Source organism: Lentzea alba, from assembly GCF_047445655.1.
Lineage (GTDB): Bacteria > Actinomycetota > Actinomycetes > Mycobacteriales > Pseudonocardiaceae > Lentzea > Lentzea alba_A.
Genome location: NZ_JAJAEG010000052.1, coordinates 1 through 15,876, shown reverse-complemented (window position 1 = coordinate 15,876; position 15,876 = coordinate 1). Strand labels below are relative to the sequence as shown.

Genomic DNA, 15,876 nt, shown 5'->3' with positions numbered 1-15,876 from the left:
GCCAGCAGGCGAGGCCTCACCGGCACCACCGCCTCACGCGGCTAGATGTGCGGAAGCCCGCAACAGCACCGGCCACAGTCACACCGGCAGGCATCGAGGACCGGGCCGAACCCCAACGCCTTGCGCACCGACAATCCGAGCGGCACCGCCATCACGTGCAGCACCTCGAAGTTCGCCCGGATCAGCCACCGCGACGACCGCAGCCCGTCCGGCGAGACCCAGTACCGCCACGGCCGTTCCTGCTCTGGCCAGAACGGAACCCGCTGCACCAACCCGCAGCGACGCAACCGCTCCATCCGCCGGTAGACGGTCCACAGCGGTTGCCGAAGAAACTCGGCCAGCTTCGGCACGGTCCACAAGCTCCACGGATCGTCGAGCAGGGCCACCAGCATCAGCTGAACCTGCACGTCGTCCGCGAACTCACCGAGCACCGCGTCAGACAGCTGGAGTTCATCGAGCATGGCTAGCCCCGCTCCATCAGTGGCGCAGGCGTATTCCCGACCCAGCCAGCACCTTTGGACGGTTCGAGCACCGCAGCCAACAGGCCGGCGTGCTGCGACAGCGTCCGCAGGAACGCCGCCAACTGCTCCCGACCGTCAGGCCCGTCCGGCACGTGGATTGCGATCTGCGCCGGATCGAGGTTCAGCCGCAAGCAGTGCTCCGCAGCGGCCGAGTCGGGCCACGCCACGATGTCCGCCGACGCCGCAGGACCAGGCGAGATCATGAGCTTCAACATCACGACTCCTCCCCAGAACGGGACTGTTCAAGCCGCGCGCGACGCTCGAACTCCTCAGCGGCGATGGAGCAGGCGTGACGAGCCCACAGCGGCACCGCCAAATCAGCGGCCAAGATCCGCCACGCCTCCGCCACCGCGGAGTAGCCCAGAGCCAGACGAAGAAGTGCCTGCTTGTCGCCCGTACGGGACGCCGCAAACAGTGCCGCCGTCTGCTCCGCATACGCGGTGTTCCACCGGGCGACCGCCTCACGCGACGGCCGCGCCACTGTTAGGCCGCCGACTTCTGATCGGTCTGACCCTGCTGACCCGCAGGCTTGTTCTCACGCTTGGGCGGAACCCCGACCTGAGGCGCGCTGATACCCGTGGCCCGGATCGTGAAGCCCTGGTACTTGAACCGGTCCCCCATGACTCGCGGCTCGACCGTCAGTCCCTCGAACGCGACGGGCCGGACCTCAACGCCGGGCATGACCTGCACGGCCTGAGGCGGGACGGGCTGGACGTCCGCGAGCACGGTGATCGTGACCGAGGCGTCCCGCTCCTTCTCCGCCGACGGGTCAGTGACGACGACCTTCCACTGACGCTTGCCGGACCGCTCGTCGACCTTCTGCTTGGCCTGCTTGCCGCGCGCCTTGTCCTCGTTGCTCATGTACTCCATGTCCGGTGCGACCACGCCGACCATCAGCGCGCCCTGCGGAAAGACCTGGTCAAACGCCGCTTCGAAGCGAGTGCCGTACGGAACCGCCATGACTGCAACCTCCCTAGCCTCGCTAGGCCGTCTGTACGACCTAGACAAGTTACAAGCTAGCTAGGTTGTCTAGCCAGGTCAAGCAAGTCGTCGTTTTCGCAGGTGAGCTAGCTTCCTAGGCGGGCTAGACAAGTCGCCCTATGCTCTAGGACACCAGCCACAGAGACCTTTCTGTGGATCGAAGATCGAGAGGACGCCATGGCACTGGACCCGGACGACCCGCGCCCGCCATACGTGCAGGTAGCGAATGCTCTACGGGCCGCCATCCTCACCAAGGTGTTCAAGGCCGGCGACAAGTTGCCCTCGCGCGCCGAGCTGGCGAAGAAGTACGAAGTCGCACCGATGACCGTGCAGAACGCGCTACGCGAACTGCGCGACGAAGGCCTGATCGTCTCCCGACAGGGCAGCGGCGTCTTCGTCCGCGAGCGCACCGAACGCCCAGTGGGACTTCGGCCGCACATCGAGCGCGCGTTCGAGGCCGAGCACGTCTCCATCGCCTTCTCCGGTTTCTCTGGTGAGACGCTGCAGGGCGTCATGCAGGAACCGCTGGACAAGATCCGAATCGGCCGATTGACGCCCGCCTCGATCAACATCCGAATGCTGGTCCCGGACACATCTCAGCCGTGGGCGATCCCGTGCCAGGTTGAGGACTTGCAGGACAGCCCAGGCTTCCGAAAGCGCATGGACGAGATCATGCGACGCCACACCCTCGCGATCGTGGACAATGTCCAAGAACTTGGAGACCTGGGCCTGGTCAAGGAAGTCTCCGTCGAGATCAAGGTCCACCGCGCCGCGCCGCTGTTCAAGCTCTACTTGCTCAACAACGAGGAAGCCTTCTTCGGCTTCTATCCCGTCCGCGAGCATCTCATCCGCTTCGATGGCGAACCCAAGCCGATCTACGACCTCGTGGGCAAGGAAGCCATTCTCTTCCACCACAGCGTCACCGACGACGACACCAGCACCGGCAGCCAGTACGTCGAGCAAGCACGCATGTGGTTCGACTCCATGTGGGGCACCGTCTCAACGGCGTACAAGCGATGACGGGACGTCAGCCGACGGTCGACGATCCGAACGTTCTGACTGGCCTCCTCAGTGAGGCGAAAGCGCTGATCCTCGACTTCGATGGCCCTATATGCTCCGTCTTTTCCGGGTTCCCTGCACCCGAGGTCGCGAGACAACTACGTGAAATTCTTGCTGAAGGCGGTCATATCGAACTACCCCCAGAAGTAGGCGAAACAAGGGATCCGTTTGACGTATTGAAGCACTCGGCAACAATCGGATTCGACGAGGCTCGTTACATAGAAGCAGCACTAACTGCACACGAAATTGAGGCAGTCGATACAGCCCAACCGACCGAACGAGCGCACGAACTAATTAGAGTATGCGCCGACCTGGAGATCCCTCTGGGAATCGCGAGCAATAACTCACGCATGGCAGTCGAAGCTTATCTTGCGAAATGGAAGCTCACAGAAGAAGTTGGATCAGCAATCGGGCGCACGCAACCCGATCCCGCACTCCTAAAGCCGAACCCGCACCTGCTCCGAGAAGCCGCAGCAGCATTGGGCGTCGCAGTAAATGTTTGCGTCTTTGTCGGCGACTATGCAACCGACATAGAAGCAGCAGAGTACGCCAAAATGAAGGTCGTCGGATTTGCAAACAAGGACGGGAAGCTAAAGGATTTTCAGGAGATCCATTGCCCTGACGCGATCGTGACCAACCTAGGATGGCTCATCGACGCCATTCGATAACTATTCGTTCCTGAGCACGACAACACTTTCACGCAGATGAGCTGAATCATGACCACGACGTCGAAGATTTCTTGCGACTCTGATCTCTTCAACCTTCCAACCTGCTATTTCTCCGAGCCGAGCAAGCATGAGATCCGCAGCAATGACCAAGCTCGTGGATTCGGTGCCGTGAACCGAATTGCCGACGACGAGCACACACCTTCCGCCTGCTTCGCTGATCTTGCGCAGGCCGAGGAGCACCTGCAGCATGTCGTCAGCGTATCCAACCACTACTTGCCGCCTGCCGAATGCATAGCGATCGTCTGCGATGGCATTCTCGATCGGCTCAAGCAGATCGCGAACTGCGTTGTGATGCAATGAATCAGTGTAGGAATACTGATCTGGAAACTTGATGCTCGGGTGGCTACGTAGCGTTCCCAAACGTTGATCACGCATCTCCTGCGCATTGCTATATACCTCAAGCGCCCAGGATTCTGTCTTGTAAACCTCCGTGTAGTCGATGTTGTTTGGATACGGAGGAGAGCAAACGATCCAGTCAAATTTCTTCGACTCAGCGTGCGTTTCTATACCACGTGCGTCACCAAGAATAGTTGCTGTCTCCGCGCGAGATCCCAGAGAAGGCAGCATTGCCGTGTCTTCGATGCACTTGCTCAATGCCGCAGAGAAGGCTTCAGTCGGGTCGACTGGAACTCGGCCAGGCGCGAAGCGCAGAGCGCGCCCGTCTCTCCTCAGCATTCCAGCGGGCTCAACTGCGGCAGCGACGCACGCCTTATATACCGTGCGGACGTCGTCATCGTCGATGCCATCGGCAGCGCGATTGAGTGCAATCAATGCGCGTACGTGACCGGCTGGATAGTAGGCCTCGTTGTTGAGCGTTGTCGACACTGTTGCGAGAGATCGCCAATTGCGTCGAGACTTTTTGTATTGATCCCAGAACGCGGTCTCGTGCTGAATCAACGCGTCAGACAGCCTCTGTCCTAGCTTGATTCCTGCAATCTTTGCTGCGGCGATCGTATGGATCGCAGGGTTCCGCTCCACCCCCAAGCTCCGTACAGACAAGCCGGTCTCACGAGCGAGCCTAAGAGCACTAACGAGCGTGGTGCCGCTTCCAAGGAAGGGATCGCAAATCGAGAGGCTACCTGACGGTGTGTAGGCAGAGTCTTTAAACAGCCTAGCCAACAATGACCACGAGTAGCCTTCCTTAAAGTGAAACCACCTGTGGACTGGTTCCTCGGAGTTTCCTGTCGGAGTCACAAGAGGGCCGTAGTCCACCTGACGCTCACTAATCGCCCACTTGGCCTCAAGCGCGCGGTAGTGTGCGGACAAATCATCTCCGGCCACGCTGGACACGTCCGCAGGCCCTCCGTAACCGTCTTGGGGATTTAAGTGGTCATGACACCTTAGCATGCCGGTAAGCCTCGGAAGACGCGAAGATGTGCCATGAGCGCAATTCCACTTGCAGTCGTAGTGCTAGATCCCTGACGTTGTCGAAGCAGCTATCACCGATGTGAACGGTGCGCATGTCGAAACAACACAACGCAGCCAATCGTGTGCCACGCTCGTCGCGGTATGTCGCTGCCTGTTTTACGCCGCTCCTCGTCCAATCCTCATTTTCGGTATCGCTTACTTTTACGCCAGTCGATCCGAAGCTACGAAGCACCTTCAACTCGAGAATGACATGGCGAGTTATTTGTGACCGATCGAAGGGCGACGCTTCTTCGATCTCTATATCCAATCGACCTGAAGCTTGCGCTTGCTCTGCCTTAATTGTGCACGCCGGAAATTGCCCCGTTAGTCCGGCACGCAGCACACCCTGAATTAGATCTTCTGCATGCTTGGAAACATGGTGCTTATCGGGATTAGCCCACAGGGTCATGGCCTTTTGCTGAACACTCGGCGTGCACAACTGCTGTAGGTGAAGACGATCAATTACGTCGAAAACATCGCTCAACGTTATCGTGCTGCCAGCTACTTGAACAAACCTGAAGTTGTCAGAGGCGACTAGTCCATCTGGATAGTATCGCATTTCAGGGGCGGGCGTTCTGGCGTCGAAAACGACTGCCGGAACATTTCCTGCGTCAAGCTCATCAACAGCCAACTGAAAGAGATCACTATCTTCGTCCATTGGACTTAGGTGTACCGCGGTTCCATTGCTTACGGTCTTGTTTACAAACCACATTCGTCCGGATACACCGCGCAAACCGTTGTCAAGCATCCACACCTTGCTGCTCTCCCGAGTAGCGGGCAGCTCAGGCTCATGTGGGTGCAATAAAAAGATTGCCGGAGAATCTTCTGACACTTCCCCTTTGGCAATACGCTTTCGAATCAGTTGCGTGACGCTAGCGAGGAATCGCACGTCATCAGGCAAGTCGGCATCGAGCCCAACGCCGAGATAGTTCTTGAGAGTACTTTCGATTGCGGTATCGGACCACGGATCAGAGCTGCGGCTAGTCATCGTCGTCGGCCGTCCTCACAAGGCCGTAGAGATGACGCACATACAGGTGTGTCAGCTCTGCATCACTAAGGCTTCGTTCCGTCGACATAAGCTGAGAGAAGCGCTGGCTGACTTGGACTGTGCGTGTCGGCACGATGTCTGGTGACAGATTAACGATGCTACCAAAGTCGAGCAGCGGGTCAGCATAAGTCGCGTCAACCAGCACCGCGTTGCCCATACCTGATACGCCAAGTCCAGAGAGGGCTAGCGTAACTTCGTGAACAAAGCTCAGTTCTTTTGAAAACTGTTCGTCCAGCGAAATCGCCTCTAGAATTCTCTCTGCGAAATCCATGTTCAAGGCGTACTTTGCGTCAATACGCCTGCCATTTGAGGTTTCCACGTGCCTCACCGAGGAGGGGATAAGGACTCCTCGCCCTACAAGGGAGTCAATATCTGCCTGTATCTCTGGATTTGACGGAACGTCGGCCTTCTTGAGAAGCTGTCCTTCTACGACTGGAATATTCCAGAGCGGGGCCAGGGCATCGGCGAAGTACGCGACTGTGTGAATCACTTGAAGGGGAGCTGGAGAAATCCCCGCGCGCTCACAAGCGTGAACGATTGCTACAAGTCGTATCGCAATACGCGCATAGTGGGCGCGTTCGGTCTTTGCGTCCGGCGTCACCGCTGTTTCTCCGGGAACAGCGCCTTAAGGGCCTCGTCATATTCAGGTCGCAGCTGAGTTAGTGCTGCAGTCGGGGAAGCGATGCTGAAAAGGTCGACAAGTCGAGGATCAGTTCTCGTATCAATTCCTGATGACCGGAGAAGGGTAGGTATTAGCTTGCCTTCGACGAGGTTCGACGTCAGGATTACGCGGTTCTGCAAAGGGGGCGCACTAAACGCTGCGAGCACTTTTGCGGCTCGAGGTGCGAATACCGCATCGAGCGATGACTCAGGCGCGTCCATCACTAGTGTTCCAACACCGCCTTCGCCAGCTACGGCGATCAAGGCCATCCGAAAAGCCAGGTCAATAAACTCGCGTTGACTTTCCGAAACCTGTTCAGTTCCACGTCGCCTCACAGGCGAGTCGAAGTCCGTTCCGGTCATGTCGACTTCGAAGATTGAGAATTCTACAGGGCTACCCTGCTGGCCAACCTTCTCCTTGTGACTGCTCCACATAAGTGCACACTGCTCAAGCAGGAACTCAACCGCATGTCCATCGAAGGCAGATTTCACATCCTCTTGGCGGGATGCAAACTTTCGGTTCACCTCTTCGATCATTTCCGTATACGACTCGCGGATAATTTGAACTTCGGCGACCAATTCGCGATGCCGTGAACGAAGTGCGTTCAGCTCGGAGCGACGGTCCCGTATATGCTGCTCGGATTTCGGGAGTTGACGGACAAGCGAATCAATCTCTGTCTCGCGACGCGCGAGCGAGGCTCGTAGCTCGTGAGTGCTTCTGACCGCGTTTCGGTATCGATTATCTGTTTCTCGCAAAGCCTTGCGCGCTGATTCGCGGTGCTCTTCGGCACTCTTAAGTAGGTTCGTTGCGCGCGCCATATCGAGTTCGTCACCATCAGTGCTACTAAGCGGCCCCGTAGGCGTCGAACACACCACGCACATTGAGTTATCTAGACGGTTTCGCAGTTCTTCAGCGAAGTGTGGAACATGGTTTGAGCACGCAACACAGGTATCAGCAGATAGAAGCTGACCCAGAATATAGGCGTTGCTTTCCTTAGTTGAAGGAAAAGATCGATGAATCTGCTCAAGTCGTTTGTACTCAACGGACCTGTAGGCTGCTTCACGTTGCTCCGCAGCACGTAGCGATGCAAGTTTCGCAGCTTGAAATTCAGATTCGAGCAGGTTGAGTTCTGTCTCAAGCTTTTCTAGCTGCTGCTCGTCCGAATCCTGCTTGGCGGTAAGCTTGTTTAGAGCGTTTTCAAGAGCTGAGCGCGAAGTTCCGCTCTTCTCCTGGGTCTTTAGAGCTTCTTCTTGCTTATACAGCGAGGCCGATAGGTTCCTCGCGGCACTATCTTTGCGGAGGAGCTCGCCTTCAAGCGCTAGGTATTTCTCAGTCTCGGCGGGAGGCAGAAACAACAGTCGAAGGATCTGTCGTTGAGCTGTCGGGTCCCAAACAAGAGATCGCCGATCCTCGAAGTAGAAAACCAGATATCGAAGAATGAGAATCCAGTCTTCGAATCCGTACACTCCAGCTTTTTCAGTGATCGTCGTCTTGTAGTCGTCTTCAGTTGGTGATACGGGCTGCCCATCGACAGTCAGTGACATTAGCGAGAGGTTTGAGAGTTCTCTCTTTACTTCAATGACTGAAGTTCCAAGGCGAAACCGGAGAGTGGCAGTTGCGCCAGTGGCGCCATTGTGAACCCGCGCCGCAAAGGTCTTTCTATCGGCAGCTCGAATGTCGCTCGTATCTAGCTGTCGGGAACCAAGTTCAGGCCTAGATGTCACCCCTGCAATATCGGTAGTGCCCGAGCACATCCTGTACAGAAGTAGTACTAGCGTGCTTTTGCCGAGGCCGTTTGCCCCAAGAATCAGCGTTAGACCGGGTTCAAATGCTGCCGTTAGGCCTGGTCTTTCTTCGGTGCCCGGGTACAGGCCATACCGCTCCACAGCGAGGTGTTCGAAAATCGGAAACCTGATCATGTGTACCTCGGTTTGGCCGGGCTATGAGCAACTCGTACGACCTTAGCTACGGGTGTGTCGGGGCGTCCTTGCTTTGCGTTACGCCGATAGGTCGAATTTGCTGCGTGTTGCCGCACGTGATGGGATGCCGCGGTGCTGATGACCCACAGAGCATCACTCGTCGATCGTGTTGCCTCGAGGGAAGTCTGCGTAGACGGCCATGTTGCTGTTCGCCTTCAGCTTCTGAGTAGACAAGCATGGTTGACGGGCATGCTTGGGTTGCAGAACTTGGCTCTATGGGATCAAGGCGCGCCGCCGACGGCGGCGCGCTGTGCCTGTCACCTTGGCACCGTGTCCACATCCATCCCGGCACGCCAGGCTCCCGCTTCGCTCCGCCTGTCGGCCGGGCGGCGCGGCACCGCCAGCCGGTCGGCAGCACCACCGCCGGCGGCGCGCAGGACCAAGCTCCCAGCCAGCACCGGCCAGGCCGATCGCGCGCATGGTCACCCTGATCGAGCTGGGCACGGCGATCGACGCCCGCCGACGCTCCGCGCCAACGGCCAACGAACTGCGGGCAACACGAAGGCACCACCCCGTCACGTCATGATCAGCCAAGGCCAGCAGCGTCGCGTCAAGGCGGGGGAGCGTGCCTTGACCCGCCACCACTGACCGCGAGATCGGCTTCGTGTCGGGGTGATGCCCGAGGTGTGGGTAGCCCAAAGCCAGGCCGTGTCCAGGCCGTCGAAGGTCTGAAAGGGTCGATCAACAACGACAAACGACGACCCGGAACGCACAGGTCAGCCGCGATTCTCCTTCAAGAGAGCCAGATCAGCCCGACCCCAGCGCAAGATCTTCACCATTTTCGAGGGCACGTCGGAGATTCAGCGGCTCGTCGTGTCGCGGATGATCTCGGGCATGCAGATCAAGTGACCTACTGACGCAGGGCGACGGCTGGTTGGACGGAGGCTGCTCGCAGGGCCGGATACGACCCCGCGAGCAGTCCCACCAGGGCCCCGGCGATCGGCGCGAGTGCCGGAACCAGTGGATTGAGGACGGCGGTCCAGTCGCGGGCGATGGCCACGGACAGGGACACGACCACGCCGAGGGCCGTGCCGATCATGCCGCCGAGCAGGCCCAGGAGTGTGCTCTCGACCAGGAACTGGCCGGCGATGTGGCGGCGGCGGGCACCCAGGGCGCGGCGGAGGCCGATTTCGTTGCGGCGTTCCAGGACGGCGACCAGCGAGGTGTTGGCGATGCCGATGGCGCCCACCACTACGGCCACGATCGAGACCGACAGCAGGACGCTGTTGACGCTGCCTTCCACGGTGCGCCGTAAGGAAGTCGGATCGAGCGCGGCTGTTGCGCGGAACGACTGCGGCGCGTCTGGGCGCAGGGCCAGTGGTGCCTGGCGGCTCACGACCTGGCTGGCGCCGAGTGCGGTTTTGACGATCATGCTTGCGCCGTCGGTACCTCGGGGCGGGCCCCAGAGTTCGCGGGCGGTCGAGGCGGGCACCACCAAGCCCAGTGAGAGTTGAGGCAGGCGTTGGGTGTCGTCGACCACGCCGATCACAGTCAGGGCCTGGCCGTTCACGAAGATCGCGGGCTGGTTGGCGATGCTGGTGATGCCGAGCGAGCGGGCGCCGCTCGTGCCGAGAAGGGCTACTCGGGCCGCGCTGTCCTGGTGGAAGCTGTTGATGGCGACGCCTTGGCGGAGCGCGGGTTCGGCGGCGTCGATCGTTCCCTGGGTGGCCGCGTAGACGTCGAGCCTGGTGCCGGACTCCACCGCTGGCACTGAGGAAACGGGCTGGTCGCGGGCCGCTACCCACCACACTCCGGCGGCTTCCACGCCGTTCAGGCGGCTCATGCGATCGTCGGCGTCGTCGGGGAAGCTGGTCGTGACGCCTTCCGCGATGTCGGTGACGGTCACCTGGGTGGCGTTGAGCAGGTTGAACTGGGCGGTGATCTGGCTGCTCGCGGTGTCGGAGAGGCCGATGATCGCGACGAACGAGCCGATGCCGAGCACCGTGCCGAGCATGGTGAGCAGCGAGCGGCCGGGGCGCTGGGACATGCCGGCCAGCGCCTCGCCCACGAGGTCCGGGAGTCGCATCCGCGAGCTGGTCACTGCTCGTGCACCTCTCCGTCGCGAATGGACAGTCGTCGTTCTCCCTGGGCGGCAACGGTTTCGTCGTGGCTGATGACGATGATGGTGAGGCCGTCGGTGTGGAGTTCGGCCAGCAGGTCGACGATGCCGCTGGCGGTGCGGCTGTCGAGGTTGCCGGTCGGCTCGTCGCAGAGCAGCACGGACGGCTGACCGGCCAGTGCTCTGGCGATCGCCACGCGTTGGCGTTCACCGCCGGAGAGCTCGGTCGGCGCGGCGTGGGCGCGGTGGGACAGACCCACGCGGTCCAGTGCGGTGACGGCGTGGTTGTGGCGTTGTTTGCGGGACCAGCCGCGGTAGATGCCGGCGAGCATCACGTTCTCGGTGGCCGAGCGGTACGGGAGCAGGTGGAACGACTGGAAGATGAACCCGATGTGCGCGGCCCGCAGCGAGGCGAGCGCGTCGTCGCGCATGTCCGATGTGGACACTCCGCCGACCATCAGCTCACCCTCGGTCGGGCGGTCCAGCAGGCCGATCAGGTTGAGCAGCGTGGACTTGCCGGAGCCGGACGGGCCGCTGATCGTCACGTAGTCGCCGCGGTGCACGGCCAGGTGCGTCGGGTGGAGGGCGGACACCGGTGGCGGGCCGGGGTAGGTCATGCCCACGCCGCGCAGTTCGACGACCGGCGGCTCGGCCGACCACGCCTCGGCTTCTGCTGCCTGCGGTGACTCGATCATCCCTGGCCCGGTCCCTGACCTTGGGTCGCCGGCGCCGCCTCCGCCGTCCCGATCACGACCGGTGTGCCCGCCGCCAGCGCGTCGGCGGGCTGCGGGGTGATCTCCACGAACCCGTCGCCCACCTTGCCCGCGACCACCGAAACCGTTCGGGTGGCGCCGTTCTCGTGCACCTGGACGTAACGGCCGCCGTCGGCTCTGGCGAAGATCGCGGCGGCCGGAACGGCGAGCACCGGACCTGCCGTGCCGTCCACCGTCAGCGCGACCTGGACCTGTTGGCTCACCGCACTCGGGTTCAGCGCCTCGGCCGGGGTCAACGTCACCGGCACGTACGGTGCCTCGGCGCTCGCGTTGCCCGCACCGGGTTCCGGCTGCACGGGTGCTCCGACGTCGGTGACCTTGGCGTCGTGCGCTTTGCCGTCGGCGTCGACGATTCTGGCCGTCATGCCCGCGGCGACCTTGGCCCGTTGCGACACGGGCAGCTTGGCGCGCACGACGGGTGTGCCGACGGCCAGCGTCAGCACTGGATCCTTCGCGACCTGACCGACCACGCCGCCCACCGCCGAGACGGTCGCGGGCAGCTGCGACACGAAGACGACCTCACCTGCCGGCACCTTCGCGACGTTCTCGGCGCGCAACCGCTTCAGCTCCTGCTCGGCCGCTGCCAGCGCCGGCTTGGCCGCGGGATCGGCAGCGGCCTCGCGCTTCTTCTGCTCGACGGCATCCGCGGCTGCCTTCACAGCTCCGGGATCGCCGGACGTGAGCACCGGGTAGCCGAGGCGTTTGTAGAAACGATCGACAGCGGAGGCCGTGCCTGCGCCGTACGTGCCCGCCTTGTCCGCACCACTGCCGAGGCCGAGCGACGCCAGACCGCGTTGCAGCTGTGCGACGTCATCACCGGCCACGCCCACGGCCAGGTCGCGGTAGCTGGGAGTCGCGCCGGCCAGCACGAACACCGGCCTGCCGGACAGCTCCAGCACCTGACCGCCCGCCTCCACCTCGGTGCCTGGGCCTGCGGGGATCTTGGTGATCATCCCGGGCTGACCTGCGGCCGGCGGCGTGTTGGCGGTGAACGTCGACGCGATCACGACCTCGCCGCGGGCCGTGAGCGTCTGGCTGACCACGCGGTTCTCCACCGGTGCGGTGAGCACCGACGGCGGTGGCGGCGCCGCGTCGGCGGCGACCTGGGCCGGTGACTTGATCAGCGTGGCCGCCCACAGGCCGCCCGCCGTGACCACCGCCGCCGCGGCGATCACGATCATGACGACCCGCCTGCGCGGCGAAGTCGGCAGAGTCGGCATGACGGCTCCGATCACGGTCCCTTCGCGATGATCTCGCGTGCCTTCGCGACGCGGGCGGCATTGCGCTTGGCGAGCTCGTCCAGCGCCGCGGCGTTGCGTTCCACGAAGATCCGCTGGTACTCGGTCTCCACGTACAGCCAGGTCGCCGCGTAGTTCGTCTGCGTCTTGCAGTCGACGTCCGCGGTGGCGGTGGCGATCTCCTCCTGGCCCACCGGCTGCGGCCACTTCTTGCTCTGGGCCTGCTGCGGTGTGCCGAAGGTGAAGCCCTTGGCCTTCATGCACTCGCTCCACGCCTTGGCGGCCACGGCCACCTTCTCGTGTGCGCCCGTCTTGCTGCCGGCCTCGGCCTGAAGGCGAGCAGGCAGGTCGACGTCGGCGTTGCCCATGACCTCCTTGTCGAAGGAGTTGAGCGCCTCGACGCAACCACCCGACCCCTTGTCGCCGGTCGGCGAGTCGACGCCGTACATGGCCTCGTACCAGGGCTTGCCGTACTTGGCGATGTCCTCTTCCTTCGAGGACAGGCCCAGCTGCTTGTTCAGGTCCTCGACGGCGGCCGCACTCCCGGCGCTGACCCGCACCCCGCCGGTCGGCAGGTAGCCGCTGGTCTGCGCCTGTTCGCGGTCGACGAGGCCGAACCCGGCGGTCGCCGACTTCTTGCGCGGCTGCGACGACTTCACCTTCTCCGGCGGCACCTCGAAGTTCTTCGCCTTCATGCACTGGGCCGTCGCGATCTGCCCCGCCTTCTCGATCACGACCCGGTCCTCCTCCGAGACCAGGCCGTAGGCGTCCAGCGGCATCGTGATCGCGCCTTGGTCAGCCGGGATGGGCGGCACCGAGGACGGCACGCTCGGCGGTGCGACGTCGGCGGTGCCGTCGCGATTCTCAGGTTGCGAATTCGACGAACACGCGGAAATGAGCAACACGGCGGCGAGCAGCGAAATCAACCGGGACCGGTGGCCCGGGACAACCCGGGCCACCGACCTTTCCGTCAGTTCACTCAGCAAGACGTCCCACCGAAAAGCACGATGAGATCGGCGTGGCTGTAACCACGCGCAATCGGCCGCGAGAGGTTCTTGTGGTCGATCCACGCGTAGTTGCCGTTCACCGGGTCGCCGGAGACGACGCGGTAGGCGCACAGCCCGTTGCCGCGGTAGCCGAGCCCGAGGACGGTCGCGTTGAGCTTCGGCTGGGTGCGAACGCGCACCGCACTGCCGTCGTAGTCACCGCGAACACCTGCGGAAGCGGTCCCCGCCACCATGCCGCTGAGCAGTGCCGTCGCCGCTGCGGCAGCGACGACGCCCTTGAGAACTGCCTTCATATTCCACCCCTCACAGAGCAATTCCATTGCGGAATCCGGAGGGACGACAGAGCCAAAAGGCTCCACAAAGGAAGCCGTACAGCGCGATGCGCAGACAGCGAACATGAATGATCTTCCCCCCGGAGAGCCGGTCCCCTATACCGACTCGATCAACATTCTTTCCACGGCGCACTCGGCCACGATACCGCCATCCGCGCTAATTAACATTCCATGTCAAACATTACAAACAGCTTCTTCACAATTCCATGCGCCCCAGAATGCGAGCGGCCGTCGCCAACGCTCCGTGAGCGGCCTGTAACGCCGCGTCCCGCTGCTCCGATCAGCCCAGTGGAACGGCGTTAGGGGGAATCGAGATGCTCCCGAATGTGTACGTCCTGGCCGCCGCGGTCCTGGCCGGTGCCGCGGGCAGTGCCTACGTCGTGACGGTCGTGGACCGTCCCGAACCGCTCGTGGTCAGCCACGTCGCGGAGGTGCTCGACGGCGAGACGATCGAGGTGCGCGACGGTGATCGCGTCACCAGGATCAAGCTCGTCAACGTCGACGCACCGGCGGCTTCCGAGTGCCTGCACCGGGAGTCCGTGCTGAAGCTCAGCGAGCTGCTGCCCGAGGGCACCCCGGTCACCGTGGTCCGCGACGGCCCGTTCGCCGCGGTGTCCACACAGGACGGAGAGCTGGTCAACACCGCGTTGATCGGCGAAGGTCTTGCGGTGCCAACGGTCAACGGCACGCTGTACCTCGACCGGGCCAAGGAGGCGCACCACGCCGCGACCGCGCAGCAGAAGGGTCTGCACTCACCGGACGTGCCGTGCACACTGTCCGGCCAGGTGCGGGCGATCACCGAGGCCGCGGCCGCCGTGGAGGCACAACCGTTGCGGGGCAGCAAAACCGAGCTGACCGTCGCCGCGGACACCGCCAAGACCGCGATCGGACTGGTCGACCAGCTGGCCAAGCCCGGCGGGCTGACGTGGGACGCGGTGGCGCCGGTGGACCAGACGGTGCTGCTGGCCAAGGTCACCAAGGTGGTGCCGACGCTGTACCGCAAGGAGGCCGAGCTGCGCAACGTCGTGAAGGGCTTGAGATGACGGCCCGCCGTTCCCCTGCGCCGGCGGGCCGCCAACCACGACACCATCTCGTTTCGCGGTTATGGCGCGGTAAACGTCCAGGTTGGACCTATCCTCCCGAGCCATGAAGCTGTTACCGGTGCAATGGGCCGCGGTCGTCCTCATCGTGGTCGACGCGATCATCGTGGCGACGGTGTTGGCCACCGGCACCGCGCTCTTGCCGTGGCCGGCGAATCTCGCCCTGGTGCTGGCGAGCGTCGCGCTCATGATCGTGATGTTGCTGATGTCCGGAGGGTCGTTCAGCGTCAAGGGCTTTGCGACGCTGTTCCGGTTGTTGCGCGAGACGTTGCCGAAGTGGGCGATCGCGCTGGCCGCCGTTGCGTTCTACGGCGGTTGGCTCCTCTTCATGACCGCCCTGGCCAGCGACAGCTTCGCCGGAAACCTCAACCACGAGAACGGGAAGTACACGTCGACGCAACGCAAGGTCGTCCGTGAGCTGACCGAGGAGCAGTACGTCGCCGCCCAGGCCGCGAGCCAGCGCGCCTGGACCGGTTTCAGCCTCGCGTTCGCCGGTGGTGTGCTCGGTTTCGCCGGGATGGCCCGCAGGATCAAGGAGACCGGTTAGACCGGTAGCGGAAGGATCTTCTCCACGCGCTTGAGCTCGCGGCGGTGCACGGCGAGCAGCACGATGTCCTTGGCGCGGCGGAAGTGCAGCACCACGAAGTTCGGATGCGGCGGGTCGTGGTCCACGACCATCTCGACCCGGCCCTCCTCGGGGCTGAAGACGATCCGCTCAGCCCAGATGATCTTCGACGGCCCGAAGAACAGCTCGCCCTCGTGCCACTCACCGTCCAGGAAGACGTCGCCGTCGCCGCGGCTGTTGTCGTCACCGCCCGGCGCGAACGCCTCCGCGAGAACTCCCCCGAACAACTCGAAAAGTGCAGACATGACGACCCCCTTCGTTGCTACAGGAACGAGCTGGGCGCCCAGCTGGTTCCCGGTGTGGCGAGGGTGATCTAGCTGTACTGACCGGAGAGGTTCGGAACGCGGCTGGCGGGCGG

General features: G+C 62.5%; 18 protein-coding genes. 4 read left to right on the top strand and 14 right to left on the bottom strand.

Annotation, left to right across the window (positions count from 1 at the left end; all coding sequences use genetic code 11):
* Window positions 1-41: 41 nt before the first annotated feature.
* Genes LFM09_RS46765 through LFM09_RS46750 form a run of 4 tightly spaced genes read right to left on the bottom strand, consistent with a single transcriptional unit; the run spans window position 42 to window position 1,481 of the window.
* Window positions 42-461, bottom strand: coding sequence for a hypothetical protein (locus LFM09_RS46765; protein ID WP_090074559.1), 420 nt, complete (start codon window positions 459-461; stop codon window positions 42-44).
* Between the two features lie 2 nt (window positions 462-463).
* Window positions 464-736 (bottom strand): hypothetical protein, encoded by a 273-nt coding sequence (locus LFM09_RS46760; protein WP_414103116.1) that lies wholly within the window; start codon window positions 734-736, stop codon window positions 464-466.
* Window positions 736-1,002, bottom strand: a complete 267-nt coding sequence (locus tag LFM09_RS46755) for a hypothetical protein (RefSeq protein ID WP_090074554.1) — start codon at window positions 1,000-1,002, stop codon at window positions 736-738. Before LFM09_RS46755 ends, LFM09_RS46760 begins: the two co-directional genes overlap by 1 nt.
* A 2-nt stretch (window positions 1,003-1,004) precedes the next feature.
* Window positions 1,005-1,481: a hypothetical protein gene (locus tag LFM09_RS46750; protein ID WP_414103115.1), complete on the bottom strand. Its 477-nt coding sequence runs from the start codon at window positions 1,479-1,481 to the stop codon at window positions 1,005-1,007.
* 198 nt (window positions 1,482-1,679) lie between these two features.
* Between LFM09_RS46750 and LFM09_RS46745 the strand changes: the two genes are divergently transcribed.
* Window positions 1,680-2,522, top strand: coding sequence for a GntR family transcriptional regulator (locus tag LFM09_RS46745; RefSeq protein ID WP_414103114.1), 843 nt, complete (start codon window positions 1,680-1,682; stop codon window positions 2,520-2,522).
* Window positions 2,519-3,229, top strand: coding sequence for an HAD family hydrolase (locus LFM09_RS46740; RefSeq protein ID WP_414103113.1), 711 nt, complete (start codon window positions 2,519-2,521; stop codon window positions 3,227-3,229). The genes LFM09_RS46745 and LFM09_RS46740 overlap by 4 nt, the downstream gene beginning before the upstream one ends.
* Here LFM09_RS46740 and LFM09_RS46735 read toward each other — a convergent pair whose 3' ends face one another.
* The 9 genes from LFM09_RS46735 to LFM09_RS46695 form a co-directional block, all read right to left on the bottom strand.
* On the bottom strand, window positions 3,230-4,267 hold the full coding sequence (locus LFM09_RS46735) for a hypothetical protein (protein WP_414103112.1): 1,038 nt from the start codon (window positions 4,265-4,267) through the stop codon (window positions 3,230-3,232).
* A 352-nt stretch (window positions 4,268-4,619) separates the two neighbouring features.
* Window positions 4,620-5,684 carry a hypothetical protein gene (locus LFM09_RS46730; protein ID WP_414103111.1) on the bottom strand — a complete coding sequence of 355 codons (1,065 nt, stop codon included), beginning with the start codon at window positions 5,682-5,684 and terminating at the stop codon, window positions 4,620-4,622.
* Window positions 5,677-6,345, bottom strand: a complete 669-nt coding sequence (locus tag LFM09_RS46725) for a hypothetical protein (RefSeq protein WP_414103110.1) — start codon at window positions 6,343-6,345, stop codon at window positions 5,677-5,679. Before LFM09_RS46725 ends, LFM09_RS46730 begins: the two co-directional genes overlap by 8 nt.
* Window positions 6,342-8,324 (bottom strand): AAA family ATPase, encoded by a 1,983-nt coding sequence (locus LFM09_RS46720; RefSeq protein ID WP_414103109.1) that lies wholly within the window; start codon window positions 8,322-8,324, stop codon window positions 6,342-6,344. The genes LFM09_RS46725 and LFM09_RS46720 overlap by 4 nt, the downstream gene beginning before the upstream one ends.
* Window positions 8,325-9,234: 910 nt before the next feature.
* Window positions 9,235-10,425: an ABC transporter permease gene (locus LFM09_RS46715; RefSeq protein WP_414103108.1), complete on the bottom strand. Its 1,191-nt coding sequence runs from the start codon at window positions 10,423-10,425 to the stop codon at window positions 9,235-9,237.
* The gene (locus LFM09_RS46710; protein WP_414103107.1) at window positions 10,422-11,138 is read right to left on the bottom strand and encodes an ABC transporter ATP-binding protein; all 717 of its coding nucleotides are present in this window, start codon (window positions 11,136-11,138) and stop codon (window positions 10,422-10,424) included. Before LFM09_RS46710 ends, LFM09_RS46715 begins: the two co-directional genes overlap by 4 nt.
* Window positions 11,135-12,436 carry a peptidoglycan-binding protein gene (locus tag LFM09_RS46705; protein WP_414103106.1) on the bottom strand — a complete coding sequence of 434 codons (1,302 nt, stop codon included), beginning with the start codon at window positions 12,434-12,436 and terminating at the stop codon, window positions 11,135-11,137. The genes LFM09_RS46710 and LFM09_RS46705 overlap by 4 nt, the downstream gene beginning before the upstream one ends.
* Window positions 12,437-12,447: 11 nt before the next feature.
* On the bottom strand, window positions 12,448-13,413 hold the full coding sequence (locus LFM09_RS46700; RefSeq protein ID WP_414103105.1) for a hypothetical protein: 966 nt from the start codon (window positions 13,411-13,413) through the stop codon (window positions 12,448-12,450).
* 20 nt (window positions 13,414-13,433) lie between these two features.
* Complete coding sequence (locus LFM09_RS46695) at window positions 13,434-13,754, bottom strand: hypothetical protein (protein ID WP_414103104.1); 321 nt, start codon at window positions 13,752-13,754, stop codon at window positions 13,434-13,436.
* A 353-nt stretch (window positions 13,755-14,107) separates the two neighbouring features.
* Here LFM09_RS46695 and LFM09_RS46690 point away from each other — a divergent pair, with 353 nt between their 5' ends.
* A complete protein-coding gene (locus tag LFM09_RS46690; RefSeq protein WP_414103103.1) occupies window positions 14,108-14,836 on the top strand; it encodes a thermonuclease family protein in 729 nt (242 codons plus the stop codon).
* 103 nt (window positions 14,837-14,939) lie between these two features.
* Window positions 14,940-15,440: a hypothetical protein gene (locus LFM09_RS46685; RefSeq protein ID WP_414103102.1), complete on the top strand. Its 501-nt coding sequence runs from the start codon at window positions 14,940-14,942 to the stop codon at window positions 15,438-15,440.
* Here the strand turns inward: LFM09_RS46685 and LFM09_RS46680 are convergent.
* Complete coding sequence (locus LFM09_RS46680; protein ID WP_414103101.1) at window positions 15,437-15,763, bottom strand: hypothetical protein; 327 nt, start codon at window positions 15,761-15,763, stop codon at window positions 15,437-15,439. The two genes, LFM09_RS46685 and LFM09_RS46680, sit on opposite strands and share 4 nt — an antisense overlap.
* Between the last annotated feature and the right edge of the window lie 113 nt (window positions 15,764-15,876).